Here is a 24,508-nt window from a genome sequence, read left to right on the forward strand (position 1 = left end):
CGGAAGCTAAGCCCTTCAGCGCCGATGGTACTGCACTCGACAGGGTGTGGGAGAGTAGGACACCGCCGAACACAACTTGAGAAAGCCCCCCAACAATGTTGGGGGGCTTTTTCGTATCCCCGAATCGATTTGTCCCCGGGATCGGTAGTCGCCGGCACCAGTGGTCGGGGTGAACGTATCGCTCACCCCGACAGACAGGGGCGGCGGTACGTTCACGCGATGCCGGGGCGAGGCATACTCGGCGAACCGGACGCTACTGCAGTGCCGATTCCAATGTCTCGCAGAGCATTTCCAGTGCCCGCGGGTACTGAGACGGTGAGGGTTTGCTGTATCCGACAACAATGCCGTCAGAGTCGGGGCAGGACGAGTCTGGGTGCCGGAACGTGGACAGCCCTTCAAGGCCGAGACCGCGTGCGTCTGCGGCAGCCATCACGGCTTGTTCGCTGCCACGAGGCAACCGAATTACGGCATGAAGTCCTGCGGAGATCCCCTCGACCCGGACTTCGGGTACTCGTTGTGTCAAGATGGCGACCAGTTGATCGCGTCGTCGTCGGTAGGAAACCCGCATCTTCCGAATGTGACTGTCGAACCGCCCGGACTCGATGAAGTCTGCGAGAGCTAGCTGATCGGTTGAGCTGACCCAACGCTCGTACGGCCCCTTGACTGCGAGCACCGGTTCGATCAATCTGTCCGGCAACACCATCCATCCGATACGAATGGCCGGCGAGAGTGTTTTGCTCACCGTTCCGAGGTACGCGACGTGTTGTGGGGCTATCCCCTGTAGTGCGCCGACGGGCTTTCTGTCGTAACGGAATTCACCGTCGTAGTCGTCTTCCAGTATGACTCCGCCAGTGCTCGACGCCCATTCGATGGCAGTTGCCCGCCGTGCGGGACTGAGGGGTCCGCCGAGGGGAAACTGGTGCGCCGGCGTCAATAGCGTAGCTCCGGCGGCTGTGGATGCGAGTTCGTCTGTGCACGTGCCTGATTCGTCAACAGAGACAGGGACGGTTCGGATTCCTTCGTCGCTGAGCAACTGCCGGTGCAGATGAAGGCAGTAAGCGTCGACTGCAAACGTTCCTCCTAGTGTGCGAGCCAGGAGCGAGATTCCGTGACCTGAACTGGCGCTGATCACTATTCGGTTCGGGTCTACCCGAACTCCTCTGGTCGGCCCAGATATCCGGAAAGGGCATCGCGGAGTTCGACGCGACCGCGCGGGTCGGCGGCGGCAAACGCGTCGTTGGGTGCTGCGGTCAGGGCTCGTCGAGCAGATGAAATCCAGGCTGAACGTGGGAAGGCTGATACGTCAGGCGATCCGGGCATCAAGCTGTGTGTGAAGCGCATCGCGGGTGGTGCGGGCGCCGCGTTATTGCGGGAGTCGGCGAGCGAAGCGACCACGGTTCCGGATCCCTGGCGAGTGACGAGCCATCCGGCCGCAGCGAGTTCGGTGTAGCAGTCGGCCACGGTGTTTCGCGCCAGGCCGAGGTCGTGTGCAAGGGTGCGCGACGGCGGGAGTCTGGTGCCGGACTTCAAGACGCCGCCGTCGATCGCGTCGCGAAGTGCCTGCAGAAGTGCTGCTTTGACGCCGATGCCCTGCGGTAGTTCTATGTGCAGATCGAAACCGAGATTGGCCCACGAATTCACACACAAATTGAACCATGTTTGAGGGTCATTGCGAGATTATCGTTCTAGTTATGACAACAACATCAGGACAACGACTCAACATTGCGCAGCTGGCACCCGAGGTTTACAAAGCGATGATCGCACTGGACAGTGCTGCACGTAAGGGGTTGGATCCCACGCTGGTCGAGTTGGTGCTGACACGTGCGTCGCAGTTGAATCACTGTGCGTGGTGCTTGGACATGCACACACGTGATGCGCGCGAAGCCGGCGTGACGGAGCAGAAGCTGTACTTGCTGAACGCGTGGGAGGAAGCCCGAGGTCTGTACTCCGACAAGGAGCGCGCAGCTCTCGCGTTGACGGAGGCCGTCACAGTTCTCACCGACGGGTTTGTCCCCGATGCCGTCTACAACGAAGCGTCCGAGCACTTTGCCGACGCCGAGCTGGCTCAGCTCATCAGCGTCATCTTGACCATCAACGCATGGAATCGGATTGCCGTCACCTCGCGGATGGCGCCGCCTGTCCGGGGCTGACTCCGTCGTTTGGATAGTGTCGCGGCATGGATCTTCGACTTTCGGGAAAACGCGCAATCGTTGCGGGCGGTAGCAAGGGGATCGGGCTCGCGATCGCCAGAGGTTTGGCGGCGGAAGGAGTCGATCTCGCGATACTCGCCCGCACCGAACAGACTGTGGCCGGCACTGCCCGAGATCTGGCGTCGGAGTTCGGGATTCGAGCAATCGGTGTGGCCGCCGATACGCGCGACGACGACGCAGTTCAGGCCGCGGTGCTCGAGGTGGTCGAGACGTTTGGCGGCGTCGACATTCTGGTCAATTCCGCGGCGACGCCATGGAGTGCTGGTAGGCCAACGGATTTCTGGTCGACAACCGATGATGTCGTGCGGGACGAAGTCGAGGTCAAGGTTCTCGGCTATCTCCGTACGGCCCGGGCAGTTGCGCCGCACATGGTGGCGCAGGGGTGGGGCCGGATCATCAACATCAGCGGATTGGGCGCGCGTACGGCCACCTCGATTGCACATACGGTACGCAACGTCAGCGTCTCCGCGTTGACGAAGAACCTGGCCGACGAGTTGGGGCCGAGCGGAATCAACGTGACGGTGGTTCATCCCGGCGTGACTCGGACCGAGCGACTCGATGCGCGGATCGAAGACGAGATGAACCTGACGGGTCGTTCGCTCGCCGAGGTGGAAGCGGGAATTGCCACCAATTCGATTCGCAAGATCGTCGACGCGGCCGAGGTGGCCGATGTCGTCACGTTCCTGGCGTCGCCGCGCAGTGTCTCGATCACGGGTGACGCGGTGGCCGTCGGCGGCGGTATTCCGGGGCCGGTGTACTACTGACCTGCACGGAGGAGTATAAATACATCTTGTGTCTATGTTGCATTCTACGGCGGAGTCGGTATTCCGCGAGGTGAAGGAACTCATCCTGTCCGGCGAGTTGCCCGGTGGTGAGCTCATCAGTGAGGGCGAGATCGCCAGTCGGATGGAGTGCAGTCGCACTCCTGTGCGAGAAGCGTTTCTTCGTCTCGAAGCCGAAGGCTGGATGCGCCTGTACCCGAAGAAGGGTGCATTGATCGTCCCCGTGGCTGACGGCGAGGCCGAGCATGTGGTCGCGGCGCGGCAACTGGTGGAGACGCAGAGCGTGCGCGTTGTGGCTGACCGGCCTCAGTCCCGTAGCGGTTTGGTCGCAGCGTTGACGGCGAGTGTGGCTGAGCAGCGTGAGATTGCAGATCGTGGCGACGTCGCGGCCTTCAGTGCCGCCGACGCAGATTTCCACAAGACGATCGTTGCTGCGGGCGGTAATCCTCTGCTCGACACTTTCTACGCGGGTCTGCGTGATCGGCAGCGCCGGATGACAGCACGGTCCATCGCGCTCGACCCGGGAAAACTGTCGAGGATTCTCGAAGACCACACCGAACTGATCAGCCTGGTCGAGGCCGGCGACGCCGATGCGTACAACGACGCGGTGCTCGCGCATATGCGTCGGGTTCACGGACTCGGACTGCGGGGAGAACTGTGATGAGCGTCGAAACCTTGTTGTCGAACAAGTCCACGGACAACCGTTCTGCCCGAGTGTGGCTCATGGTTGCGGCCAGTATGTTCGCAGTTGCCTGGGGCGGCAACGAATTCACGCCGCTGTTGGTGATGTACCGGGTCGATCACGGCTATTCGCCCGTGATGGTCGACTTCTTCCTCTTTGCCTACGTGGTGGGTATCGTTCCTGCGCTCTTGCTCGGTGGCCCGCTGTCCGATCGGCTGGGTCGGCGCCCGATCATGCTCCCGGCTCCGTTCATCGCGATCGCCGGCTCGACGCTGCTGGCTTTCGGGGCGGATTCCGCGGCTGTTCTGATTGTCGGCCGTATCCTGTGCGGCATCGCACTGGGTATCGGCATGGCCGTCGGCGGTTCCTGGGTGAAGGAACTATCCTCGGCTCCCTGGGATCCGGACGCCAACGAAGGCGCGGGCGCCAGACGCGCCGCCATGAGTTTGACCGCTGGTTTTGCGTTGGGCGCGGGCTTCGCGGGTGTGTTGGCGCAATGGGCACCACTGCCGAGTGCGTTGGCTTACGTGCTGCATATCGCGATCACTGTGCTTGCAGGCGTTGCCTTGTGGCAGGCGCCCGAGACTCGCGCCGCTCAGCCGAAGAACGAGCGTCGCCGGTTGAGTGACGACTTGAAGATTCCGTCCGCCGGTCATCGCCGATTCCTGTACGTCGTTGTTCCGTTGGCGCCGTGGGTGTTCGGAGCAGCAAGCGTCGGGTACGCCGTCATTCCCGCGCTGATGACCGGCCACAGCGGCAACGCCCCGGTGGCCTTCTCCGCGTTCCTCTGTGTCGTTGCCCTGGCCTGTGGATTTGCGATCCAGTCGCTCGGGCGCAAGATCGACACGAACAACAGTGCGCGAGGTGCCGTCGTAGCGCTTGTGTTCCTGGTAATCGGAATGGCTGCAGCGGCTCTGGTGGCGTCGACGCTGACGGTTGCCGTTGCGATTGTTGCCGCTGCGATCCTCGGCTGTGGATACGGAATGGCCTTGGTGTCCGGCCTGCTCGAGATTCAGCGCATCGCCGGGCCGGACGACCTTGCTGGGCTGACCGCGGTGTTCTACTCGATCACCTATATCGGGTTCGCGGTTCCCGCGGTCTTGGCGATGCTGTCGGAAAGCATTCCGGCGCTGAGTTACACGGTGACTTTGTTGTTCGGCGCTGCGGCAGCCGCAGCCTGCCTCGTACTTGTACTGTTCAAATCCCGGTCACACCTCCCGGCGCATGAATCGGATATCGTCAAGGCGGGCTGAGCCTGGCCCACGAAACAGGAGGAACGCTCAATGGGGACTTGGGGTTCGGGACCGTTCGAGAACGACGCGGCCGGCGACTTGCTATCGGCGATTCGGGCCGGTGAATTCGACATCACCGATTTCACCGGGCACGTCGACGAAGAATACGTCGAGGTGGACGATTCGCAGGCGGCAATCGCAGTGGCGGAAATTGTTGCAGTGGCGCACGGACTCCTACCGGCCCCACCGCAACTCGAAGGCATCGATGCCGTCGCCTATACCGAGTCCTTGACGCCAGAGCAGCGGGAGTGGATTCTCGCGACACTCGAACGCACAATTGGCGACCCCGAAACGTCCGAACTCTACGAGCTGTGGGCCGAGAACGGTCCGGAGGATGTCGAGGAATGGCGGGCTCCGATCCTGACAAGGTTGGAGAGCCTCAAAGCCTTGAGCTGACGCGGCTCACGTCCGGCGCGGCAGGGGTTTCTGATTGAGCCACGCATCCCACAGCGGACGCAGCGGGATGTCGGTGAACCGTGATGCCAGATCGGTGAACTGTTCGGTGCTGACAGTGCTGTGGCGATGTTTGGTGGTCCACTGCCGGAGAAGTTCGAAGAACTTGTCGTCTCCGAGAACCCCACGCAGAGTGTGCAGGGTGAGAGCGCCGCGTTTGTAGATTCGATCGTCGAACATCAGGGCCGGCCCGGGATTACAGAGGACGAGATCCTGAGGTTTGCGCATCAGCCCTTGATAGGCGTTAGCAGCAAGGGTTTTGGACGAGGGTCCGCCGGAGTTTTCGGACCAGATCCATTCCGCGTAACAGGCAAAACCTTCGTGCAGCCAGATGTCGCACCACGCCCCGATGGTGAGGCTGTTGCCGAACCATTGGTGCGCCAATTCGTGTGCGACAAGGCGTTCGGATCCGCGTCGGCCGGTGCAGTGATTGGCGCCGAAAATCGAGAGCCCCTGGGCTTCGATGGGAATCTCGAGTTCGTCGTCGGTGACCACGGCGGTGTAGTCGGCAAAGGGATACGGGCCGAACAGTTTTCCGAAGACGTCGAGCATCTGCGGCTGCCGCGAGAAGTCGACGTCGAACTCGTTGTGCAGTCGAGGCGGGTGAACCGCGAAGATCGGCACCTGACCCGAGCTGACCTGCCGATGCTCGTACTGCCCGATCTGAATGGTCGCCAGGTAGGTGGCCATGGGCTCGGTCTGCTCGTACACCCACGTGGTTGCACTGGCGCGGGTTTGCTTACGCACCAATGCACCGTTGGCGAGTGCGTAGAACGGAGAATCGGTGGTGATCGAAATGCGGTACGACGCTTTGGAACTGGGATGGTCGTCGCACGGAAACCACGACGCGGCCCCGTTGGGTTGGCTCGCGACGAGGATTCCTTCGGTGAGTTCTTCCCAGCCGACTTCACCCCAGAGACCTTTGACGGGTTCGGGGTTACCGGTGTACTGAACGGTGACCGAGAGTGCCCCGCCGGCGGGGATCTTGGTGCCGGGCGTGATGATCAACTTGTTGTTCTGACGCGAGTACTTGGCGCCGCGGGCGCCGTTGACCGACACCTTGGACACCTGCAGGTTCTGGGCAAGATCGAAGCTGAATTTGGACCGGTTCTCAGTGGTGACGGCGGTGATGACGGCTTTGCCGGCCAGTCGGTTGCTGAAAACCTTGTAGGTCAGTTCCAATTCGTATCGCGAGACGCGATATCCGTGGTTGCCGTTCTGCGGCAGGTACGGGTCGACCGGCTCGTCGAGCATCTTGTTCGGCTTCACGAAGCCGCCCACGGGGCAATAGGGTTGCCCTGCCACCGGGTCGACGGCGGAACGGTGTCACCTCGCATGACCAATGATGCAGGTCCGACGGTTGCGCCTGCGCCGATTCCGGCTGCAGGTAGCGCGACGCAGTGTGGTCCGAGTGTTGCTCCTGCTCCCAAGGTGACGGTGTCCATGGCCATAATCCGATCATGGAAGAGGTGAGTTTGCACGACGCACCCCCGTTCGACCGTTGCCCCGTCACCCAAGGTTACGAGATCTGCTTCGGGTAGCCAGTACGACTCGCACCAAACCCCTTTGCCGATTTTGGCGCCGAGTCCGCGCAAGAAAATGTTCAGTACGGCAGTACCAGTTGCGGCTCGCGCGAACCAGGGCGCCGCGACTGTCTCGACAAAGGCGTCGGCAACTTCGTTGCGCCAGACGAAGGAACTCCAGAGCGGATGCTCCACCTTCTTGATCTTGCCGACGACAATCCACTTGGCTGCGACGGTGATCGCGCCGGCAACTGCGCCCGCGATCAGCAGGACGATGCCGCTGAGCAATGCGGCGAACCAGAATCCGACGGCGCTTGCGAGGGCTTCGAGTGCAAACAGCACGCCCAGACCGATGCCGAAGGTGACCATGACGGGGATCAAGCGGCAGGTCTCCACGATGCCGCGGGCGATCTTGAGCCGTGTCGGTGGGTTGAAGGTGCGGGCCGCGTCGGTGTCGCCGACTGCACGGCGCAGACGCACGGGCGGGCTACCGAGCCAGGAGGATCCGGACTTCGCCTTCGACGGTGTTGCGGACAACACGGCAACGAGACCGTTCTTGGGGACGCGTCGACCGGGGGCGGTCATGCCGGAGTTGCCGAGGAAAGCACGCTTGCCGACCTTGGCGTGCTCGATGTGCATCCAGCCGCCGCCGAGGCCGTAGCTGGCGACCATGGTGTCGTCGGCGAGGAAAGCGCCGTCGGCAACGGTTGTGAACTTGGGGAGAAGTAGAACGGTGGATGCTTCGACATTCTTGCCGATCTTGGCGCCGAGGAGGCGCAACCAACCGGGCGTCAGCAGACTCGCGTAGAGCGGGAAGAGGAAGGTGCGGGCGGAGTCGAGCAGACGCTCAGTGGCCCACACCTGCCAGCCGATTCGGCTGCGAACGGGGTGGTACCCCTCGGTCAATCCGATGGAGAGCAGGCGTACCGCGACAAGCGTGATGAGGGCAAAGACCAACAGGCTCAGAACCGTCGCGAAGGGGAGAACGATCAATGACTGGGCGATTGCGCTACCGAGGGTGTCGGTGTCACGAATCCACCAGCCGATCAACGATATTCCGGCAATGAGAGCAAAAATCGGGACACCGGCGAGGAATACAGATGTGACTCCGTAAACCGGAACCCAGCCGGGTGCGCGCTTCGGATGTTCCGACGGCCACGGATGATTCGCCTTGCCGACCTTGGCTGCTGGCGAACCGGCCCACTGCTGATTGGCTTTCACCCGGCCGAACACAGCCGATCCGGGCTCGACGACGGCACCGCGACCGATACGTGCGCCCGGCAGAAGTGTGGAACGTGAACCGACAGAAGCGCCGTCACCGATCTTGATCTCACCGATGTGGATGAGATCGCCGTCGATCCAGTGGCCGGACAGGTCGACTTCGGGTTCGACGGAGCAGCCGTCGCCGAGTTCGAGCATGCCGGTGACAGGCGGCAACGTGTGCAGGTCGACGCCGTGGCCGATGTCGGCTCCGAGCGCACGCGCGTAGTACAACATCCACGGCGCTCCCGAAAGATTGGCTGCGCCACTGGCTTCGGTGAGTCGCTGGGCGATCCACAGCCGCATGTGTTCGCTGCCGCCGCGCGGGTAGGTGCCCGGCTGCAGGTTTCGTAGCAGCGCTCGGGTGCCGATCACGGCGATTGCCATCCGGCCGACCGGTGTGATGAAGACGAGGAATGCCAACAGAATCCACCACCACGAGACCGTCGGCGCCCAGCTGACGTCGACGAACCAGGCGAGGACGTTGTTCGCGATTGCCAGCCACGTGACCCACTGGAGTCCGGCCAGGGTGGTGATCGGAACCGTTGCCGCGATCTGCGCCAGTTGGGTTTTCAGTGGTGTGGGCTTGACGATGCGCGGTTCGACGGTTTCGGTGGGGGCCAATTCGTCGAGGTATTCGGCCAGAGATCCCAACCGCGGATGATCGTAGAGTTGCGCGACGGTGACCTCGGGGAAACGCTCGCGTAGTGCTGTCACCAGCTGGGCGGCGGAGAGAGATCCGCCGCCCACTTCGAAGAAATCGTCGTCGAGGCCGGTGATCTGGGCGCCGAGAATCGACCCCCACAGTCCGGCTACCCAAGCTGCGGTTCCGTCCAGTCCGAGTGCGGCTCCGGCATCTTCGCCGGCTCCGGGCAGAGGCCACGGAAGAGCGTTGCGGTCGACCTTGCCGGAGGTGCGCGTCGGGAGTTCGTCCATCAATGCCAGACGCGGAACGAGAGCTGCCGGCAATTGTTCGCTGAGTGTGGCGTGTGCGGCCTTGAGGTCGAAGTTGGGGTCGGTACTCGCGATGTATCCCACGAGCAGTTGGTTTCCGGCCGCGGTTTTCTTGACCGCGGCCGCGGCGCCACTGACGCCGGGAAGGTTCTGCAGCGCGTTGTCGACCTCGCCGAGTTCGATGCGTCGGCCACCGAGCTTGACCTGATCGTCGGCCCGGCCTTGGAACATGAGTCCCTCGAGCTCCAGTCGGACGAGGTCCCCACTGCGGTACGCACGCTCCCAGCCGAGCGAGGGCATCGACGCGTACTTCTCAGCGTCTTTTGCCGGGTCGAGATAGCGGGCGAGACCGATGCCACCGATTACCAGTTCGCCCACCTCCCCGACTGCGACGGGGTTGTTCCGGGCGTCGACGACGGCAAGGTCCCAGCCGTCGAGGGGGAGTCCGATGCTGACGGGGCTCTTGCCGTCCATCAACGCGCCGCAGGCAACCACTGTCGCTTCCGTGGGACCGTACGTATTCCACACTTCACGGCCTTCGACGGCCAAGCGCTCGGCCAGCTCGGGCGGGCAGGCTTCGCCGCCGAAAATCAGCAGACGGACGGCTTCGAGTGCTTCGGCCGGCCACAGCGATGCCAACGTGGGAACGGTGGAGACGATGCTGACATCGCGAGAGACCAGCCAAGGGCCGAGGTCCATGCCACTGCGGACGAGTGATCGAGGTGCGGGGACCAGGCACGCGCTATGACGCCACGCCAGCCACATTTCCTCACACGACGCGTCGAAGGCAACGGACAGTCCCGCGAGTACACGGTCGCCAGGACCGATCGGCTCGTCTTGAAGGAACATGCGGGCCTCGGCGTCGACGAACGCTGCGGCGTTGAGGTGGGTGACGGCGACGCCCTTGGGTGTGCCGGTGGATCCGGAGGTGAAGATGATCCAGGCGTCGTCTCCGGGCAGTGGATCGCGCACGGGTGGGTGCTCGAGCCGCTTCGGCGCGGTGCCAGGCCCGACGCCGTCGCCAGTGATGATCGCGGCGACTTGGGCTTCACCGAAAACCAGTTCGGCGCGCTCCTCCGGATCATCGGCGTCGACGGGTACATAAGCAGCGCCGGCCCCGAGGATCGACAGGATTGCCACGTACAGCGACCGTGAACCGGACGGCATCCGGATGCCGACGCGATCACCCGCGCCGACTCCGGCGTCGGCGAGCCAGCGCGCACCCTGTTCGATTTCGCTCAGCAGTTCGGCGTACGACAGCGTCGTCTCACCGTCGTCGATGGCGGGTGCTTCGGGGTTCGCCTGCGCGGATGCCCGCACGATGTCGATGAGAGTGCGCGGCGCAGGTGCCTGCCCCGAACGTAGGAATACTGGCGGAATCCCGATAGACGATTCCGTCGACTGCGGCTGGAGTGGCAAACCCGTTGATCCTGTTCTGCTCATGATCTTTAGTCGTGCGACCTGTCGAGTTGTTATCTCATGACAAGTTTGCGAGTTGGTGAACAGTTCTGCCTAATGCAACATGCCGACACTGCGCTTATTCCGAGTTCGTGGCGTTCTGCAGGTGCCCTTCGGCCGAATCGGCGAACTCAGGCGTGTCGAAGACCTCTCCGCCCAGAGGGTCGACGGCGCGAGAATCTGCGGAGATGTCGACGACGCCGGTATCGGGATCGATGTTGACCGCGTGCTGCGGTACTTCGTGGACCGCGACGAACATGTGAGTATCACTTGGATCAGTGGTGATACCCGATTGTGACGGTGCCAGCCCCGCGAAGCTGGACGAGATGTTCAGGTCACGCAATCGTTTGCTCGACGGTTGTGGCACGTCGGCCGAACTGTTCGTGGTGGAGATCCGCAAGTACCGCGGAGCTGCGGCGACCTCGTATCGGAACGCCTTGAGCATGGACAGGCAGGCCAGCACCATGATGATCGAGAACGGTACGGCGGTTGCGATCGCCACGGTTTGCAGGGCCGTCAGAGATCCGCTGCCACCCACCAGCAGCAGAACAGCCGAGGCAGCGCCGGACAGGAACGTCCAGTAGACCCGCGTGATCTTGGATGTCTCCAGATTGCCGCCCGTCGCGAGGATGTCGATGACGATCGAACCCGAGTCGGCGGACGTCACGAAGAAGAACACGATGACCACGATGGCGAGAACACTCGAGATCGTTCCGAGCGGAAGCCCGTCGAGCAGCGTGAACAACGACGTGTTGGTGTCGACGGCGCCGGACGCGTCGAGCATGGTGCCCTCGTTGCGTTGACGCAGGATGCCGGAGTTGCCGAAGATCGTGAACCACAGTGAACCGACGAGTGTGGGCGCGAGCAGAACACCGAATACGAATTCACGGATGGTGCGTCCACGAGAAATGCGGGCGATGAACATTCCGACAAACGGCGCCCAACTCATCCACCATCCCCAGTAGAAGATCGTCCACGCGCCTGCCCAGCCGTCGTCGGCGAACGGAGAGGTGCGCAGCATCAGTTCCGGAAGGGCCTGTACGTAGCCGCCGAGGTTCTGCACCCAGGACTGGAGAAGGAACAGTGTGGGGCCGAGGACCAGGACGAACAGAGCAAGGGCCGCAGCCAGGATCATGTTGATGTTGGAAAGCCACTTCAGTCCCTTGGTGACACCGGAGACCACCGAGAACGTGGCCATGCCGGTCACGATGACGATGATGGCGACGACCAACCAATTGTCGGTCTCCACCCAGCCGAGGTAGTCGAGGCCGGCGGTGATCTGCTGCACACCGAATCCGAGCGATGTTGCAACGCCGAACAGGGTGCCGACGATCGCGACGACGTCGATGGCGTGCCCGATCTTGCCCTCGATGCGAGCGCGTCCGAGTAGGGGTTCGAGGAGCCACCGGATCGACAGGGGGCGACCCTTGCGGTACGTCATGTACGCCAGTCCGAGACCGACGACAACGTAGATCGCCCACGCGTGCAGGCCCCAGTGGAACATTGTCAGTTCCATGGCTTGATTTGCGGCCGCGTCGGTGGATCCTGCTACCCGGCCCGCGACTGGCGGGTCCACGTAGTGTGAAAGTGGTTCGGCCACTCCGTAAAACACCAATCCGATGCCCATGCCGGCACTGAAAAGCATGGCAAACCACGACATCATGCCGAATTCGGGTTGTTCGTCGTCGCGGCCGAGTCTGATATTGCCGATCCGGCTGATCGCGCAGTAGAGGGCAAAGACCACAAATCCGGTGGCGGACAGGATGTACCACCAGCCGACGCCATCAGTGATGGCGTTGTTCAGGCTTTGGAACGCGTCGGCCGCAGTTCCGGAATAGATCACGGCAAAGGCGATCAGCCCGAAGATCGCTATCGATGCCGGGACGAATACGGGTTTCCGCAATCCCCTCCACGCGCTTTTGACCGCAGTCATCTCGCTCCTTCACACAGTTCAGCGTGCTTATCGCCACTTCGGCGGCCACAGGTCGCGTAGGTGGGCAAACGCTCGCACCATCGCAGTAAAGACCGGGCTATTGCTTTGCATTCCAAACTAACGGCAGGCTTCCGGCAACTCAACTCAACGAAAGATGGTGCATTGTCATGACATTTGCTTCCTCGTCGCCGGAATTTCGCTGTAAAATGTTGCACAGTAGCAACATTGGTCTGCATTTCAGAGATGGAACGACGAATTCTCTTGGGGCTGAGAGGGGATGTCGATCTCATGTGATTCAGCACTGTCAAGCGATTGTCAAGTTCGGCGAAACTCTTTGTCGGTCAGATGCTTAACTCGCAATTTCCCGCAATATCAATGATGGGCGGGGTCGATACCGAAACGTGACTGTGACGGTCGCAACTATGTACGCCGCCGCCCCTTTTCCGGCTCGGCCAACGGGTCGATATTCGCACAGTTCCGCTGTATCGGTGCGACCATGGTGACTATGGAGATTCAGGATGCAGTGGAGCAACTTCGCGCAGAGTCCGGTGTTGCGAAGATCTTCTCCGAACCCTACGAGACCAGCGATGGAACGACGATCATCGCGGTTTCACGCCTGCATCGGCGATGGCGCGGCGACCCGATTGCGGTGCCCGTTGGAGTGTTCTCCATTCGGGACGGCAAGGCGCTATGGGTGCCGGCAACGGATCAGTCGAGAATTGCGTTGTTGGGGGAGGTTATCGGATTGGCGGCCGCCGTGATCGCAACACTGGCGGTTCTTCGTCGACCGCCGTGGCCGGACTTGTCGATTCAGGGCGAGTGACGCGGCAGCGTGCAGGCCGACAGCCGGGTCATGTTGCAACATAGGGACATTCGACGCGAAATTCACTCGGTTCATTGTCGAAGAACTGTCGGCGTAGCTCGACCAGGAGACGTGCCCTTCACCTCGTGTGCCGAACGGTCGGCCGGCCAGGAAAAATTCTTCATCCCTCCGAGTTGACAAGCCGCCGGAGTCCTGCCATTCTCGTTTGCAGGTCACGAGTACCAGTGTTCAGCCCCGGCTTGCTGGTCGGCAACCCTCCTCCGCGGTGGGGTGCTCCGGGTGACGACCCGGCTGTATCCGAAAACGGATTCGGCAAGCGCGGACTCTTCCGGGAACATCACCCGAACGAATGAGTCCTTGAACGTGAGGATTGTCTTCGATGACTGCTGTTCTGAGTGCCGATACCTGCACCGCTCCCATCGCCAACGTTTCCGGCGCCGACCTGCAGGTTCCCCTCGTCCAAGGTGGCGAGTGTTCCTATGCGAACTTCGACTACGCAGCGAGCGCGCCGGCATTGGCCCAGGTCACCGACCGTATTGCGGAACTTCTTCCCACCTACGCCAGCGTCCACCGTGGTGCCGGATACGCCTCCCGGATCTCCACGCTGACCTACGAGAACGCTCGCGAATCGGTTGCACGCTTTGTGAACTGCGCCGACGATCAGGTTGTCGTCTTCACCCGCAACACCACTGACTCGCTCAACCTCCTCGCTCAGTCCGTGCCCGGTAGCACCGTCGTTCTCGACATCGAGCACCACGCAAACCTGTTGCCCTGGAACGACGCTCGTATCGTCACGGCCGCCGATACCGTCGAAGAAACCATCGAGCGACTGATCGCGGAGCTGTGCACCAAGCCCGCCGCGCTCCTCGCCATTACGGGAGCGTCCAACGTGACCGGCGAGATCCTGCCGATCGCACGCCTTGCGGACATTGCGCACCGTTGTGGTGCACGTATCCTCGTCGACGCTGCTCAGTTGGCTCCCCACCGTCGTATCGACCTGCAGGAATGTGGAGTCGACTACCTCGCGTTCTCCGGTCACAAGCTGTACGCGCCCTTCGGTGCCGGCGTCCTCGTCGGTCGCCGTGACTGGCTCGACGAGGCCAAGCCGTACCTCGCCGGTGGCGGCGCTGTCCGTGAGGTGACCATCGAGTCCACCGAGTGGGCCTGCGCTCCCGCCCGTCACGAGGCCGGTTCGCCCAACGTTCTCGGTGCTGCTGCAATCGCCGCAGCCTGCGACGCGCTGACCGCGCTCGACTTCGATGTGATCGCGGAGCACGAGAAGGCGCTTACCGCTCAGCTGACCGACGGACTGGATGCCATCGCGGGCGTCAACCTGCTCCGCTTGTGGGCCGATGCTCCTGACGCCGTCGGAATTGTCACCTTCACCGTCGACGGATACGAAGCCGGCGAGGTTGCCGCCTTCCTCTCCGCAGAACACGGTATCGGCGTCCGCGACGGACGCTTCTGCGCGCACCCGCTGCTCTCTCGTCTCGGCCTGTCCGGCGGTGCCGTCCGCGCCAGCCTCGGATTGGGCAGCAGTTCTGACGACGTGGATCGCCTGATCAACGCCGTGAGCATCCTGGTTTCCAATCAGCGTGATTGGAACTACGAGAAGACCTCCGGTGCATGGAATCCCGTGCCCGAGACCCGCACTTTCCTTGGTGGCACCGCCGGCGACGCCGGCGCAGCCGAATGCGTCTGAGCTCACATCCGGATGCACTGACTGAAATAGGCAACTAACATGGCAGGCATGGCAACTGCGACGTTTGGAATGTGTACGAGCTGACGATCGTCTCGCGCTCACCCCTCCCTCCATACTTTCGGAGATACACATGTCTTCTATCGCATCACACTCCCTGCACGTAGCTGTTGAGCTGACCGGATTCGGCCACCATCCCGCCGCCGAAGGGGCTCCCGGAAACCTGCCACTCATCGGCGCAGACTACTGGGTAGATCTCACCGAAGGTGACACCCTTCTCGATCTGACGGCCTTCCCTGTCAATGTCATTCGAATCCGCGCCGCCGACCTGCGTGACGCGCAGGCTCAGCGAGCCCAGATCCGTGCAGCGATTGCCGAGGACGGCCGCGATCCCGACTCCGTTGCAGTATTGGTCGATCTCGAAATCCTGATTGCCCCGGAAGCGCGCGCTGCGCGTAAAGAGTTGGCGCAGTTGGACAGTGCGCTGAGCGTCCCGCGAGTCCCGGCTTCGCTGCACTACGTCGGTACGCCGTCCGGGCTCGGCAGTTTGATCGCCGATATTCGGGCTGCCGACGTCGCAGATGGTGTGACCTTGCTCCCGTTGTCGCTGCCTCGCACTCTCGAACATCTTGTCGGCGAGACCATTCCGTGGCTACAGTCGCGGGGTCTGGTGACTCCGGCCACCGCAGTCGACGAGGTTCTCGGTCGCTTCGGGTTGCCGCAGCGTCAGCGCACTCTCGCGTCCTGAAGGTTATTGCGTGCGCCACGCCTACGCTGGATAGGCGCTGATCATCATGCGCCGGTGCGCCCTTCGAGGTGCTCTGCGATCAGATTCTCGACGTGTCCGGGATCGCGCGGAGTGAACGACACCGCGCCGCGGCTGGTGAGTGTGAGAACGACGGCTGTGTCTTTCCACGGCCGGAGCAGGTCCAGGCTGTACCACGAGCTGAAATCTGTTGTTCCCCAGATTCGTAGGCGTCCGCTCAGCCATGACATGACTCCGAGGTCGACGGATTGGATCTGCGAGTACGGAACGTACTTACTGACAAACGGGAAATAGTAGTGGCGGATCGTGACGCCCTGATCGTCGAGCCGGACCGTTCGGTCCTCGTAGATTGTCGATGCTCCTGCACTCACAGTGATAACCCGGCTCCTGCTGGTCGATGCTCTGTTGGTTACCCAGAAACCAACCATACAGTCTCTATTGGAGCGGGCCGCAAGCTCGGGCGTTAGGCGCTGGTGGGCCTTGACACTACGAGATCACTCACCGCGATCTGGGCGTTGCCGATTGCCATCTGAACTGGTTCGCAACTGCTCGATGCTCGGGCGAGGGCAAGAACCGCCGTGAGTAGCGCCGCGTCGGGTTCTCCCTCGTACGGTCCGCTCTGGACGTCGAACTTTCCAGCGCGCAACTGCTTTCGGGCATTGATTCCAAGTTGTGAAATGACCTCGTCCATCGCGGTCAGGCACTGGGCGAGCGCGCCGATCGACCAGTAGAGATCGGCAGCGACGACGGGTGTCTGCGATGCCACGGTGCCGGCGCGGCGCAATCGGTGGTGAGTGTCTCGGAGTATCTCGGGCAGCCTGTGGTCTGCGCAATGTTCCATCCCGCCGCCTCCGTAAGGTGTAAAGTTAGGTTATTCAATTACGGTAGGGCAGGACGGTAAGGGATGCAAGTAGTTTTAGACGATTACGTCGCCGGTGCGTCGTTTGCGACCGACTTGGTCAATACCTCGCCCCGCGTGTGGGTGGAGGCAGGTGACGCGTTGGCTGCCCCTCAGGCGCTTCACGATCTACTGGACGAACATGGACTCTCGCCGGATGCGCTCACCAACGGACGTCGGCTTACCAGCGGTGAACTTGCTGAGGTCAAGGAACTCAGAGAGGGGATTCGTTCGATTCTCGATGCTCCGACTTCTGATGAGCTCGTTGATCGCACTCATCGACTCCTGCAGACCGTCCCGCATCACGTCCGACTCGTGCCTGATGCCCGGTCCGACTATCGATGGAATGCGGTACCGGACAGCAGAATCAATCTCGCCGGCGAACTTGCGCTGTTGATCGGCTACTCGTTGCTGGGGACTCTGCGCACATTGGGGTACGAACGATTCCGCCCATGCGCGTCGCCGACGTGCAACGGGGTGTTTGTCGATACAAGCCGGGGAGGGCGACGCCGCTACTGCATGCCGGCGTTGTGTGGCAACCGAATCAACGTCGCGAATCATCGGCAACGACAGCGTCGTACTTAGTCGCTGTGATTGCCCGGTCGATAGTGACAATCGAACAGAGTACGTCCAACTGTATGGGTGACTTCAACGAGATCCAGACCACGCCAGTCCCGCACCATTGTCGCCATGGCAACTTCTAGTAGATGGCGGCTGGTATGAAAGCTCGTTCTGTCTCCGCGACAGCAGTTATCAGCGTTGGCGTGTTCGCCCTGGCCGGGTGTGGTGGTGCGTCCAGTTCGGAAGGTTCGGTCGGCGAGTATGCAAAGGACGGCAGTTTCACGACTGTCATCAACGCCGATCCTGGAAATCTGCATCCTCTGATCACCAATCTCACCTCGACTCAGATCGTGAACGCGTACTCGTACGATTCGTTGATCGACGTCGATGCGCAAACACGCGCTGTGCGTCCGTACCTGGCTGAAAGCTGGAGTGAAGAAGGAAACACGCTGAAGTTCGTGCTCAAGAAGGGCATCACCTGCGTCGACGGTACTTCCTTCACCGCCCAGACGGCGGCCGACGACATCAACTGGGTCATGGACCCTGAAAACGCTTCACCGCTGCGCGGATCCACTGTGCCCATGTCGACTTCAGCGTCGGCGAATGGTGACGAATTGACGGTCACCACCGCCGAACCGGCACCCTTTCTGCTCTCGCGGATAGGCTCGATGCGCCTTCCGTGTGCCGCGACGCTCGAAGACCCGGCCAGCATCCGTTCGAGTAGCAACGGAACGGGTCTGTTCAAGGTCACCGAAGTTGTTCCCAATGATCACATCACGATGGAACGCCGCGACGGATACACCTGGAGTCCGAACGGAGAGACCACTTCCGACACTCTCGGAGTACCGAAGACCGTGACGATCAAGATTGTCACCGACCCGAGTACAACCGCGAATCTTGTTCTCACCGGCGGGGTCAACGCGGCAGCGGTAGCCGGCGCTGATGAGGAACGAGTCTTGGCGGCGGGTCTGGATTCGAAGACGTACACCACGTTGTCCGGAGAGTTCATCTTCAATCATTTCGCGGCCCTACCCACGGCGGACCGTGCTGTGCGGCAGGCCCTGGTACAAGCAGTCGATCTGGACGACTACACCGAGATCGCCACCGGCGGTAAGGGAACTCGCGCACGCGCACTCGCAGTATCGGAACCCCTTGCGTGCGATTACAACAGTGTCGAAGGAACGATTCCCAAGTTCGACGTCGACGCAGCCAAGAAGACTCTGTCCGACGCCGGCTGGAAGGCGGGTTCCGATGGCGTCCTGACCAAGGACGGGCGACCGCTCACCCTCAACGTGATTTTCAACAATGCGCGTGATACGAACTCTGCCGCCGCGGAATATGTAGCGACACAATGGGAAGGACTGGGTGCGAAGGTGAAACTGACCGGCGGCGATTACAGCTTCGTCATCGCAAACACGTTCAGCACCACCGACCTGTCGTCGTGGGACGTCTCCATCGGATTGACGCTGGGCAGTGACACACCAAGTATCTTTGCGAAGTACTTCACTGGTCCACCGAAACCGGAAGGGGTCAATTTCGCTTCCCTCGACAACAAGAAGTACATCGAATTGTCCACTCAGGCTTCGCTTCTTCCCGGCGACGAGTCCTGCAAGATCTGGGAGGAAAGTGAGCGGGCGTTGTTCAACGACGTCGACTTGTTGCCGATATCGACCACGCCCTCGCACCTGTTCTTCAACGGGGCAACCTCGATCTACCCTCCGTCCGGCGGAATCATTCCGGGCTCGGCGATCCGTGTCCTGGAGTCGGCCGTTCGGTAAACGCTCACCTTCGGGTATTGATCATCCGAAGTGCAAATCGAAATACCACCGCAGCACCCGCACCTGCAGCCAATCCGACTACGACGTCGGCAAGAAGAACCCCGACGCCGATGCCCAGTACGGCAGCAGCGGCGACGGCAAGGGCGACGTCAGCACGAGGAGCGGCGATCGCAGCATTCCTTTCCCCGAGTATCGAACCAGCACCCATCTCAACGGAGCATGTCACGAAACTGTCGTTCGCAGGTGAATCAACTGCAAAATGCGTGAAACGCGTCGGCCCCGACGGAGTTGGACTCCGCCGGGGCCTGGCCGTGTGTGTTGCGCACTGGGTCAGGGTGAGGACGGATTCCTTCGAGGAGGTCGGGACCTATCGTCGATATCAGACGATGCGAGCGCAGGAGCACTGGGCAGCCGCCAAGGTGCATTCACCTTGCGCTGTTTCGTACGTTGCGACGACGCTCGACGGTGCCGGCGTTTCGGTGCCCTCCTCCCGCGGCCAAAGTGCAAATCCTGCAACGGCTCCCACAATCGCAAGGGCTGCAAGGATGCTCCAGGTGGCCGCAAATCCCGCGCTCGTGCCGACCCATCCGGCGATCGGATAGGTGACAAGCCAGGCGAGGTGCGACAGGGAGAACTGGGCTGCGAACACCTCCGGAATTCCGGCGGGGTCGACGGAGCGCCGAAGCACCTTTCCGGTCGGTGTGACGATCATGGCCATCCCGGCGCCGATGAGCGCCCATACTGCGGCTGTGAGTGTCCACGTGAATACACCGGCCACGGCGAGGGATGCTGCCGCGCCGGCGCTGAAGACCAAGATGACGGAACCTGCTGTCATCACGGTGCGTTCGGCGGTTCTGTCGAGAATGCGTGGAAGAAGCAGTGCGGTCACCAATGTGCCGGTGCCCGATGCGGCAAGCATCCAGGCGACGTCGGATTGGCTTCCGCCGAGCGCGTCTCGGACGTAATTGACGGTGTTGACGACGACGATCGAGCCGGATGCTGCCACCACGAGGTTGAGCGCCATGATGCCGCGCAGTCGCGGCGTGGTCACGAAGATTCGCACTCCGGACGCGATCCGATCCCACGCCTTGCGGTGAGTACTGGGACGAGCGTTGGGGATTCGGGTGGCCAGCACGAGCAGTGCCGAGACGGCAAAGCCCACGGAAGTGGCGACGAACAACAGGTTGAATGTCATGAGGGACAGAGCGACTGCGGCGAGAACAGGGCTGAGCAGACTTTCCATCGTGTAGGCGACCTGCGATGCCGACAGCGCGCGGGTGAAATCGGCCTCGTCGGTCACGATGTCAGGGATGACCGCTTGGAACGTGGGAGTGAACGCTGCCGACGCAGCTTGGAGAACACCTACCAGCACGTAGATGTGCCAGATCTCGCTGACGAAGGGCAATGCGATCACGACCGCTGCGCGAATGGCGTCGAGGGCAACGAGGAAAGCCCGTCTCGGCAACCGGTCTACGTATGCCGCCGCGAGTGGAGCGATCACGACGTACAGGGACATCTTGATCGTCAGCGCGGTGGCCAGCACGGCTCCGGCGCTCGGGCCGGCGAGTTCGTAGGCGAGTAGACCTAGCGCAACTGTCGCCAACCCAGTGCCGAACAGGGCGATGATCTGGGCGCTGAAGAGCAGGCGATAGTCGCGAATCAGGAACAGACGCCGGCTGTTCCGTTCCGGTACGGTCCTAGCGGTCCGGTTCATCTGGTTTCACTCCTGCAACAAGATTGAAAGCTCCGGTCAGGACATTGAGGGCGACGATTCCGACTACGTCGGCGATCTCGCGATCACCGTAGCCGTGCGCTCGCAGGCTCGCGATGTGTTCGTCGGAAATCGACGCAGGCTCCCGATAGACGCGAAGTCCGAGGTCGATCATTGCCGCCACTGCGGGATCGGCCGATGTGCCCGCGCGGGCACGCTCGATCTCGTCCCATTCGACGCCGTTGGCGTGCGCGGCGGCGACGTGGGATTCGAGGCAAACAGCGCAACCTTGCTGCACCTGCACAGCGATCGAGATTCGCTCGGTGATCTTGCGGATGAGTTTCGCTCGCTTCATTGCCCGGCTGAGTTGCAGATAGCCACCCAGTACGGCGGGCGAATGAGCCATCGCCGTAACCATGTCGCCGACCTGTCCGTGGCGGTTGACGAGCTCGGCGAGAAGGTCTTTGGATGTGCCGACAGCGGTGGCCGGTGTGAGAGATGCAAGGCGAGGCATGACGAGTCCTAAGTGGTTCCGACAGTGGTGGGTTCGACCGGTGATCGCCGGCCGAACCCACCACCGGAGTAGGTCAAGAATTGACGGTGGATTGAACGGTTTCGGGCTCTTCGACTTTGGACGACCGCATCACTACCGCGGTGATTGCCGCGCCCACCACTGCGATGGCTCCTGCACCGAGGAATACTGCGGAGAACCCGTTCGTCAACTCCGTCAGGTCACCGAGTTGATCGGCGCCGAACGCCGCTGCGATCGCGGTCATCACCGCGAGACCGACAGCGGAGCCGACTTGGTAACTGACGTTGACGATGCCGGAGGCCAAGCCGCCTTCCTCTGGGCGTGCGGCCGAAATCGCCGTACCCAGTGAGGGAATGAACGCCAGCGTCATACCGGCCGCAGCCACCAGAGACGCCGGCAGTACGTCGACCCAGAAGTTGCCGGTGGGCCGGATCAACGACATCCACCCCAAGCCGATTCCCAGGACCAGCAATCCGGCTACGATCATCGCTTTTGCGCCGAAGCGCGCCATGGCCCGTGGTGCTACGACGATCATGCCGAGCATGACGAAGATCGTCATCGGCAGCAGCGCCGCACCGGCAGGGAAGGCGCTGTATCCGAGCACTTGCTGCAGGTACAGGTTCAGGAAGAACCACATCGGTATCCAGGCGGCTCCGAGGACGAGCTGAGCGATGTTCGCGGCACCGAGGTTGGGTGCTTTGAAGATTCCCAGCCGCACCAGTGGCTCCCGGCGCTTGGACTGGATCAACACGAATGCGCCCAACAAAGCGGCCGAGACGGCGAGCGCCAGCCACGTCTGCCCGGATCCCCAACCGACGTCCGGTGCCCTGACGATGCCGAACACTCCAACGGCGAGGCCAGCGGTGACCGCCAGTGCGCCGAGGAAGTCGATCGACCCGGTACGTGCCGGTGCGTTCGGCATCAGGAAGGGAATGGCGATCAATGCAATAACTGCGATGGGGATGTTGAGATAGAAGACCCAAGGCCAGCTGGTGTATTCGGTGATGACGCCGCCGAGAAACACGCCGGCCGTACCGCCCGCTGGGGCGGCAGCGCCGTAGATGGACAGCGCCTTGGTCATTTCCTTTTGCGTGCTGCCGAACAGCATCATCAGCAGGGTGAGCGCCGACGGCGCGATGAGTGCGGCACCTGCGCCCTGAACTGCGCGGCCCGCAAGTTCGACGGCGACGTTACCGGCGGCACCGGCGACAACGGAACCGATAAGCAGGATCAGCCAACCGGCGGTGAACACTCTGCGGGCGCCGAACAGGTCGGAGAGACGCCCGCCGAGGAGGAGTAGCCCGCCAAAGGCGATGACGTATGCATTGAAGACCCAGGTCAGGCTTTCCTGGGAGAAGCCGAGATCGCTCTGCATCTGGGGGAGAGCGACACCGATGATCGAGGTGTCCATGATGACCATGAACTGAGCGGCGGCGATCAACGCCAACGCCCACCACTTACGGGTGGATTGCGGTTGTGTGGACATTCTCAAGTTCCTTACCTGTACGGGGTATAGGTGATGTTCGTGTGGCCAGGGTTGTCGTAAGCGAGTAGCTGCGACATCGGTACAGCGCAACGATGAAATGCACGGGGAAGTGATTCTCTCGGAACTCATTCGACCGGCGCTCGGCGTGGGTGCGCATCGGATCTCCTTCGAGTGAATTCGCGGTGCTCGGATCGCTCGTTGCATACCCTAGGGGGGTATGGTAGAAATTGCAATAGGTTCGACTTCAAGGAGTGCAGAACCCACACAGACGGCAACGGAAGTGCTGCCGACCTAAGCTTTGGAGGGCAAGATGTCCAGCAAGAACGGCTACACACTGGAATTGGCAACGTCGGCGGCTGTCGGCAGCAATGTACCTCTGCAATTCCGAATCCTGGATTCGGCCGGAGCGCCGCTGATTCGGTACGCGGACACCCACGACAAGCAGCTGCATCTGATCGTCGTCGGTCTGGACCTGACCGGGTTCCAGCACGTGCATCCCGAATTGGACGAGTCCGGAAACTGGCACGTATCAGTAGATTTTGCCCATCCGGGAGACTATCGAGTCTTCGCTGACTTCACCCCGGACGGCGGTGACGGAATCACGCTGAGTGCGGATGTTCGCGTCGCCGGCTCCTATGACCCTCGGCCGTTGCCTGCCGCGGCTACCGCCACGACGGTCGACGGCTACACCGTCTCGATTGAAGGCGCGGCCCACGCGGGCCAGGCATCGAAGCTCACGCTCTCGGTCAGTCGTGACGGAATCCCTGTCACGGACTTGCAGCCCTACCTTGCCGCGTACGGGCATCTGGTCGCGCTGCGTGCCTCCGACCTCACCTATCTCCATGTGCATCCGGACGGCCATCCCGGTGACGGTGTCACGTCGGCTGGACCGGCAATCACCTTCTACGCCACCATGCCGAGCGCCGAGGATTACCGATTGTTCTTGGACTTCAAACATGACGAAGTGGTGCATACGGCGGAATTCACACTGACGGCCGACAATGCGACCACGACTGAGTCCGAACACACGAGCCACGCGCACCACGGGCACTGAGGTCGAATGCGTTTCACGGCAACGACATACATTTCACGGCAACGACATAGCTGAAAGGCGACACCTACGAACTGGAGGGCAGTATGTCACCAACAGTCAAACGGGCATGGGCGATCGCGATGTACCCATCTGTTCGCGCAGTAGCGAAGTGCGTGGCGATGTGTGCAGTGATTGCTCTGCAGGACAACGGAAGCCGAAGAGTATCCGCACATCGACTCGGAAATGAGAATTGTTGCGCCGTCATGCCTTGACGAACAGGAGGACATCAAATGCCGGAAGCGACAGAAGTCGGCAGTGCTCCACGTAGCGCACCGAGCAGAGCCCCAGGCAGTGATCCGACTGACGATGCGTGCTGCACGAACGATTCACGCGGTTACGTCTCTGCCGAGGACGACTACCTGGGGCGTCTGCGTCGCATCGAAGGTCAAGCTCGTGGACAGCAGCGTATGGTCGACGAAGACAAGTACTGCATCGACATTCTTACGCCGGTCTCGGCGATGACCAAGGCTCTCCAGGCTGTGGCCATGGGCCTGCTCGAGGACCACATCGGCCGCTGTGTGGTCAAAGCTGCCGTCGCCGGTGGGCCCGAGGCGGATGCGAAGATCAAAGAATCGGCCACCGAACTCGACAACGAGACGATCGGTGCGCCAACA

The 24,508-nt window shown here is 61.8% G+C and carries 20 protein-coding genes, 2 pseudogenes and 1 riboswitch; of the genes and pseudogenes, 12 read left to right on the forward strand and 10 right to left on the reverse strand.

Features of this window, described 5'->3' with window-relative positions; genetic code table 11:
- Nucleotides 1-253: 253 nt before the first annotated feature.
- Nucleotides 254-1,641 (reverse strand): annotated as a pseudogene (locus ACFRFQ_RS10020) (PLP-dependent aminotransferase family protein).
- Between the two features lie 50 nt (nt 1,642-1,691).
- Here ACFRFQ_RS10020 and ACFRFQ_RS10025 point away from each other — a divergent pair.
- From ACFRFQ_RS10025 to ACFRFQ_RS10045, 5 genes are read left to right on the forward strand one after another with little or no spacing between them, the layout of a single operon-like run.
- On the forward strand, nt 1,692-2,150 hold the full coding sequence (locus ACFRFQ_RS10025) for a carboxymuconolactone decarboxylase family protein (protein ID WP_378656358.1): 459 nt from the start codon (nt 1,692-1,694) through the stop codon (nt 2,148-2,150).
- Nucleotides 2,151-2,176: 26 nt separating this feature from the next.
- Complete coding sequence (locus ACFRFQ_RS10030) at nt 2,177-2,974, forward strand: SDR family NAD(P)-dependent oxidoreductase (RefSeq protein ID WP_378656361.1); 798 nt, start codon at nt 2,177-2,179, stop codon at nt 2,972-2,974.
- A gap of 34 nt (nt 2,975-3,008) precedes the next feature.
- Nucleotides 3,009-3,653, forward strand: a complete 645-nt coding sequence (locus ACFRFQ_RS10035) for a GntR family transcriptional regulator (protein ID WP_378656364.1) — start codon at nt 3,009-3,011, stop codon at nt 3,651-3,653.
- Nucleotides 3,653-4,927: an MFS transporter gene (locus ACFRFQ_RS10040; protein WP_378656367.1), complete on the forward strand. Its 1,275-nt coding sequence runs from the start codon at nt 3,653-3,655 to the stop codon at nt 4,925-4,927. The genes ACFRFQ_RS10035 and ACFRFQ_RS10040 overlap by 1 nt, the downstream gene beginning before the upstream one ends.
- A 30-nt stretch (nt 4,928-4,957) precedes the next feature.
- A complete protein-coding gene (locus ACFRFQ_RS10045) occupies nt 4,958-5,362 on the forward strand; it encodes a DUF4259 domain-containing protein (protein WP_378656370.1) in 405 nt (134 codons plus the stop codon).
- A gap of 6 nt (nt 5,363-5,368) precedes the next feature.
- On the opposite strand, the gene ACFRFQ_RS10050 is transcribed toward ACFRFQ_RS10045, so the two are convergent.
- The 3 genes from ACFRFQ_RS10050 to ACFRFQ_RS10060 all read right to left on the reverse strand — a co-directional run bounded on the left by ACFRFQ_RS10050 (nt 5,369) and on the right by ACFRFQ_RS10060 (nt 12,547).
- On the reverse strand, nt 5,369-6,673 hold the full coding sequence (locus tag ACFRFQ_RS10050) for a M1 family metallopeptidase (RefSeq protein WP_378657382.1): 1,305 nt from the start codon (nt 6,671-6,673) through the stop codon (nt 5,369-5,371).
- Between the two features lie 11 nt (nt 6,674-6,684).
- A complete protein-coding gene (locus tag ACFRFQ_RS10055) occupies nt 6,685-10,599 on the reverse strand; it encodes a Pls/PosA family non-ribosomal peptide synthetase (protein WP_378656373.1) in 3,915 nt (1,304 codons plus the stop codon).
- A 94-nt stretch (nt 10,600-10,693) separates the two neighbouring features.
- The gene (locus ACFRFQ_RS10060; protein ID WP_378656376.1) at nt 10,694-12,547 is read right to left on the reverse strand and encodes a BCCT family transporter; all 1,854 of its coding nucleotides are present in this window, start codon (nt 12,545-12,547) and stop codon (nt 10,694-10,696) included.
- Nucleotides 12,548-13,043: 496 nt separating this feature from the next.
- Here ACFRFQ_RS10060 and ACFRFQ_RS10065 point away from each other — a divergent pair, with 496 nt between their 5' ends.
- The 3 genes from ACFRFQ_RS10065 (at nt 13,044) to ACFRFQ_RS10075 (ending at nt 15,817) form a co-directional block, all read left to right on the forward strand.
- A complete protein-coding gene (locus ACFRFQ_RS10065; protein WP_378656379.1) occupies nt 13,044-13,370 on the forward strand; it encodes a hypothetical protein in 327 nt (108 codons plus the stop codon).
- A 210-nt stretch (nt 13,371-13,580) separates the two neighbouring features.
- Nucleotides 13,581-13,695: riboswitch (SAM riboswitch) on the forward strand.
- Nucleotides 13,696-13,749: 54 nt separating this feature from the next.
- Complete coding sequence (locus ACFRFQ_RS10070; protein WP_378656382.1) at nt 13,750-15,072, forward strand: aminotransferase class V-fold PLP-dependent enzyme; 1,323 nt, start codon at nt 13,750-13,752, stop codon at nt 15,070-15,072.
- A gap of 130 nt (nt 15,073-15,202) precedes the next feature.
- A complete protein-coding gene (locus ACFRFQ_RS10075; protein ID WP_378656385.1) occupies nt 15,203-15,817 on the forward strand; it encodes a hypothetical protein in 615 nt (204 codons plus the stop codon).
- A 44-nt stretch (nt 15,818-15,861) separates the two neighbouring features.
- Here ACFRFQ_RS10075 and ACFRFQ_RS10080 read toward each other — a convergent pair whose 3' ends face one another.
- Together ACFRFQ_RS10080 and ACFRFQ_RS10085 are read right to left on the reverse strand one after the other, a co-directional pair.
- Nucleotides 15,862-16,206, reverse strand: a complete 345-nt coding sequence (locus tag ACFRFQ_RS10080) for a hypothetical protein (RefSeq protein ID WP_378656387.1) — start codon at nt 16,204-16,206, stop codon at nt 15,862-15,864.
- A gap of 92 nt (nt 16,207-16,298) precedes the next feature.
- Entirely contained in the window at nt 16,299-16,676 is a 378-nt protein-coding gene (locus ACFRFQ_RS10085) for a hypothetical protein (RefSeq protein WP_378656390.1), read from the reverse strand.
- 63 nt (nt 16,677-16,739) lie between these two features.
- Between ACFRFQ_RS10085 and ACFRFQ_RS10090 the strand changes: the two genes are divergently transcribed.
- Entirely contained in the window at nt 16,740-17,318 is a 579-nt protein-coding gene (locus tag ACFRFQ_RS10090; protein WP_378656393.1) for a CGNR zinc finger domain-containing protein, read from the forward strand.
- 134 nt (nt 17,319-17,452) lie between these two features.
- Entirely contained in the window at nt 17,453-19,072 is a 1,620-nt protein-coding gene (locus ACFRFQ_RS10095) for an ABC transporter substrate-binding protein (protein ID WP_378656396.1), read from the forward strand.
- 4 nt (nt 19,073-19,076) lie between these two features.
- Here ACFRFQ_RS10095 and ACFRFQ_RS10100 read toward each other — a convergent pair whose 3' ends face one another.
- From ACFRFQ_RS10100 to ACFRFQ_RS10115, 4 genes are all read right to left on the reverse strand, one after another.
- Nucleotides 19,077-19,280, reverse strand: a complete 204-nt coding sequence (locus tag ACFRFQ_RS10100; protein ID WP_378656399.1) for a hypothetical protein — start codon at nt 19,278-19,280, stop codon at nt 19,077-19,079.
- A gap of 171 nt (nt 19,281-19,451) precedes the next feature.
- A complete protein-coding gene (locus ACFRFQ_RS10105) occupies nt 19,452-20,786 on the reverse strand; it encodes an MFS transporter (RefSeq protein WP_378656401.1) in 1,335 nt (444 codons plus the stop codon).
- Nucleotides 20,770-21,297: a carboxymuconolactone decarboxylase family protein gene (locus ACFRFQ_RS10110; RefSeq protein ID WP_378656403.1), complete on the reverse strand. Its 528-nt coding sequence runs from the start codon at nt 21,295-21,297 to the stop codon at nt 20,770-20,772. The genes ACFRFQ_RS10105 and ACFRFQ_RS10110 overlap by 17 nt, the downstream gene beginning before the upstream one ends.
- A gap of 73 nt (nt 21,298-21,370) precedes the next feature.
- Nucleotides 21,371-22,801, reverse strand: coding sequence for an MFS transporter (locus tag ACFRFQ_RS10115; RefSeq protein ID WP_378656405.1), 1,431 nt, complete (start codon nt 22,799-22,801; stop codon nt 21,371-21,373).
- A 310-nt stretch (nt 22,802-23,111) separates the two neighbouring features.
- Here ACFRFQ_RS10115 and ACFRFQ_RS10120 point away from each other — a divergent pair, with 310 nt between their 5' ends.
- Both ACFRFQ_RS10120 and ACFRFQ_RS10125 read left to right on the forward strand, forming a co-directional pair.
- Nucleotides 23,112-23,855 carry a hypothetical protein gene (locus ACFRFQ_RS10120; RefSeq protein WP_378656407.1) on the forward strand — a complete coding sequence of 248 codons (744 nt, stop codon included), beginning with the start codon at nt 23,112-23,114 and terminating at the stop codon, nt 23,853-23,855.
- A 269-nt stretch (nt 23,856-24,124) separates the two neighbouring features.
- Nucleotides 24,125-24,469: pseudogene (locus ACFRFQ_RS10125) on the forward strand (metal-sensitive transcriptional regulator); the annotation flags it as partial.
- Between the last annotated feature and the right edge of the window lie 39 nt (nt 24,470-24,508).

It is taken from the genome of Rhodococcus sp. NPDC056743 (assembly GCF_042790355.1).
Lineage (GTDB): Bacteria > Actinomycetota > Actinomycetes > Mycobacteriales > Mycobacteriaceae > Rhodococcus_F.

Excerpts from the sequence above, each read along its gene's own strand:
- ACFRFQ_RS10025 (WP_378656358.1), top strand. The coding sequence starts at position 1,692 with ATGACAACAACATCAGGACAACGACTCAACATTGCGCAGCTGGCACCC.
- ACFRFQ_RS10030 (WP_378656361.1), top strand. The coding sequence starts at position 2,177 with ATGGATCTTCGACTTTCGGGAAAACGCGCAATCGTTGCGGGCGGTAGC.
- ACFRFQ_RS10035 (WP_378656364.1), top strand. The coding sequence starts at position 3,009 with ATGTTGCATTCTACGGCGGAGTCGGTATTCCGCGAGGTGAAGGAACTC.
- ACFRFQ_RS10040 (WP_378656367.1), top strand. The coding sequence starts at position 3,653 with ATGAGCGTCGAAACCTTGTTGTCGAACAAGTCCACGGACAACCGTTCT.
- ACFRFQ_RS10045 (WP_378656370.1), top strand. The coding sequence starts at position 4,958 with ATGGGGACTTGGGGTTCGGGACCGTTCGAGAACGACGCGGCCGGCGAC.
- ACFRFQ_RS10050 (WP_378657382.1), bottom strand. The coding sequence starts at position 6,673 with ATGCTCGACGAGCCGGTCGACCCGTACCTGCCGCAGAACGGCAACCAC.
- ACFRFQ_RS10055 (WP_378656373.1), bottom strand. The coding sequence starts at position 10,599 with ATGAGCAGAACAGGATCAACGGGTTTGCCACTCCAGCCGCAGTCGACG.
- ACFRFQ_RS10060 (WP_378656376.1), bottom strand. The coding sequence starts at position 12,547 with ATGACTGCGGTCAAAAGCGCGTGGAGGGGATTGCGGAAACCCGTATTC.
- ACFRFQ_RS10065 (WP_378656379.1), top strand. The coding sequence starts at position 13,044 with ATGGTGACTATGGAGATTCAGGATGCAGTGGAGCAACTTCGCGCAGAG.
- ACFRFQ_RS10070 (WP_378656382.1), top strand. The coding sequence starts at position 13,750 with ATGACTGCTGTTCTGAGTGCCGATACCTGCACCGCTCCCATCGCCAAC.
- ACFRFQ_RS10075 (WP_378656385.1), top strand. The coding sequence starts at position 15,203 with ATGTCTTCTATCGCATCACACTCCCTGCACGTAGCTGTTGAGCTGACC.
- ACFRFQ_RS10085 (WP_378656390.1), bottom strand. The coding sequence starts at position 16,676 with ATGGAACATTGCGCAGACCACAGGCTGCCCGAGATACTCCGAGACACT.
- ACFRFQ_RS10090 (WP_378656393.1), top strand. The coding sequence starts at position 16,740 with ATGCAAGTAGTTTTAGACGATTACGTCGCCGGTGCGTCGTTTGCGACC.
- ACFRFQ_RS10095 (WP_378656396.1), top strand. The coding sequence starts at position 17,453 with ATGAAAGCTCGTTCTGTCTCCGCGACAGCAGTTATCAGCGTTGGCGTG.
- ACFRFQ_RS10100 (WP_378656399.1), bottom strand. The coding sequence starts at position 19,280 with ATGGGTGCTGGTTCGATACTCGGGGAAAGGAATGCTGCGATCGCCGCT.
- ACFRFQ_RS10105 (WP_378656401.1), bottom strand. The coding sequence starts at position 20,786 with ATGAACCGGACCGCTAGGACCGTACCGGAACGGAACAGCCGGCGTCTG.
- ACFRFQ_RS10110 (WP_378656403.1), bottom strand. The coding sequence starts at position 21,297 with ATGCCTCGCCTTGCATCTCTCACACCGGCCACCGCTGTCGGCACATCC.
- ACFRFQ_RS10115 (WP_378656405.1), bottom strand. The coding sequence starts at position 22,801 with ATGTCCACACAACCGCAATCCACCCGTAAGTGGTGGGCGTTGGCGTTG.
- ACFRFQ_RS10120 (WP_378656407.1), top strand. The coding sequence starts at position 23,112 with ATGTCCAGCAAGAACGGCTACACACTGGAATTGGCAACGTCGGCGGCT.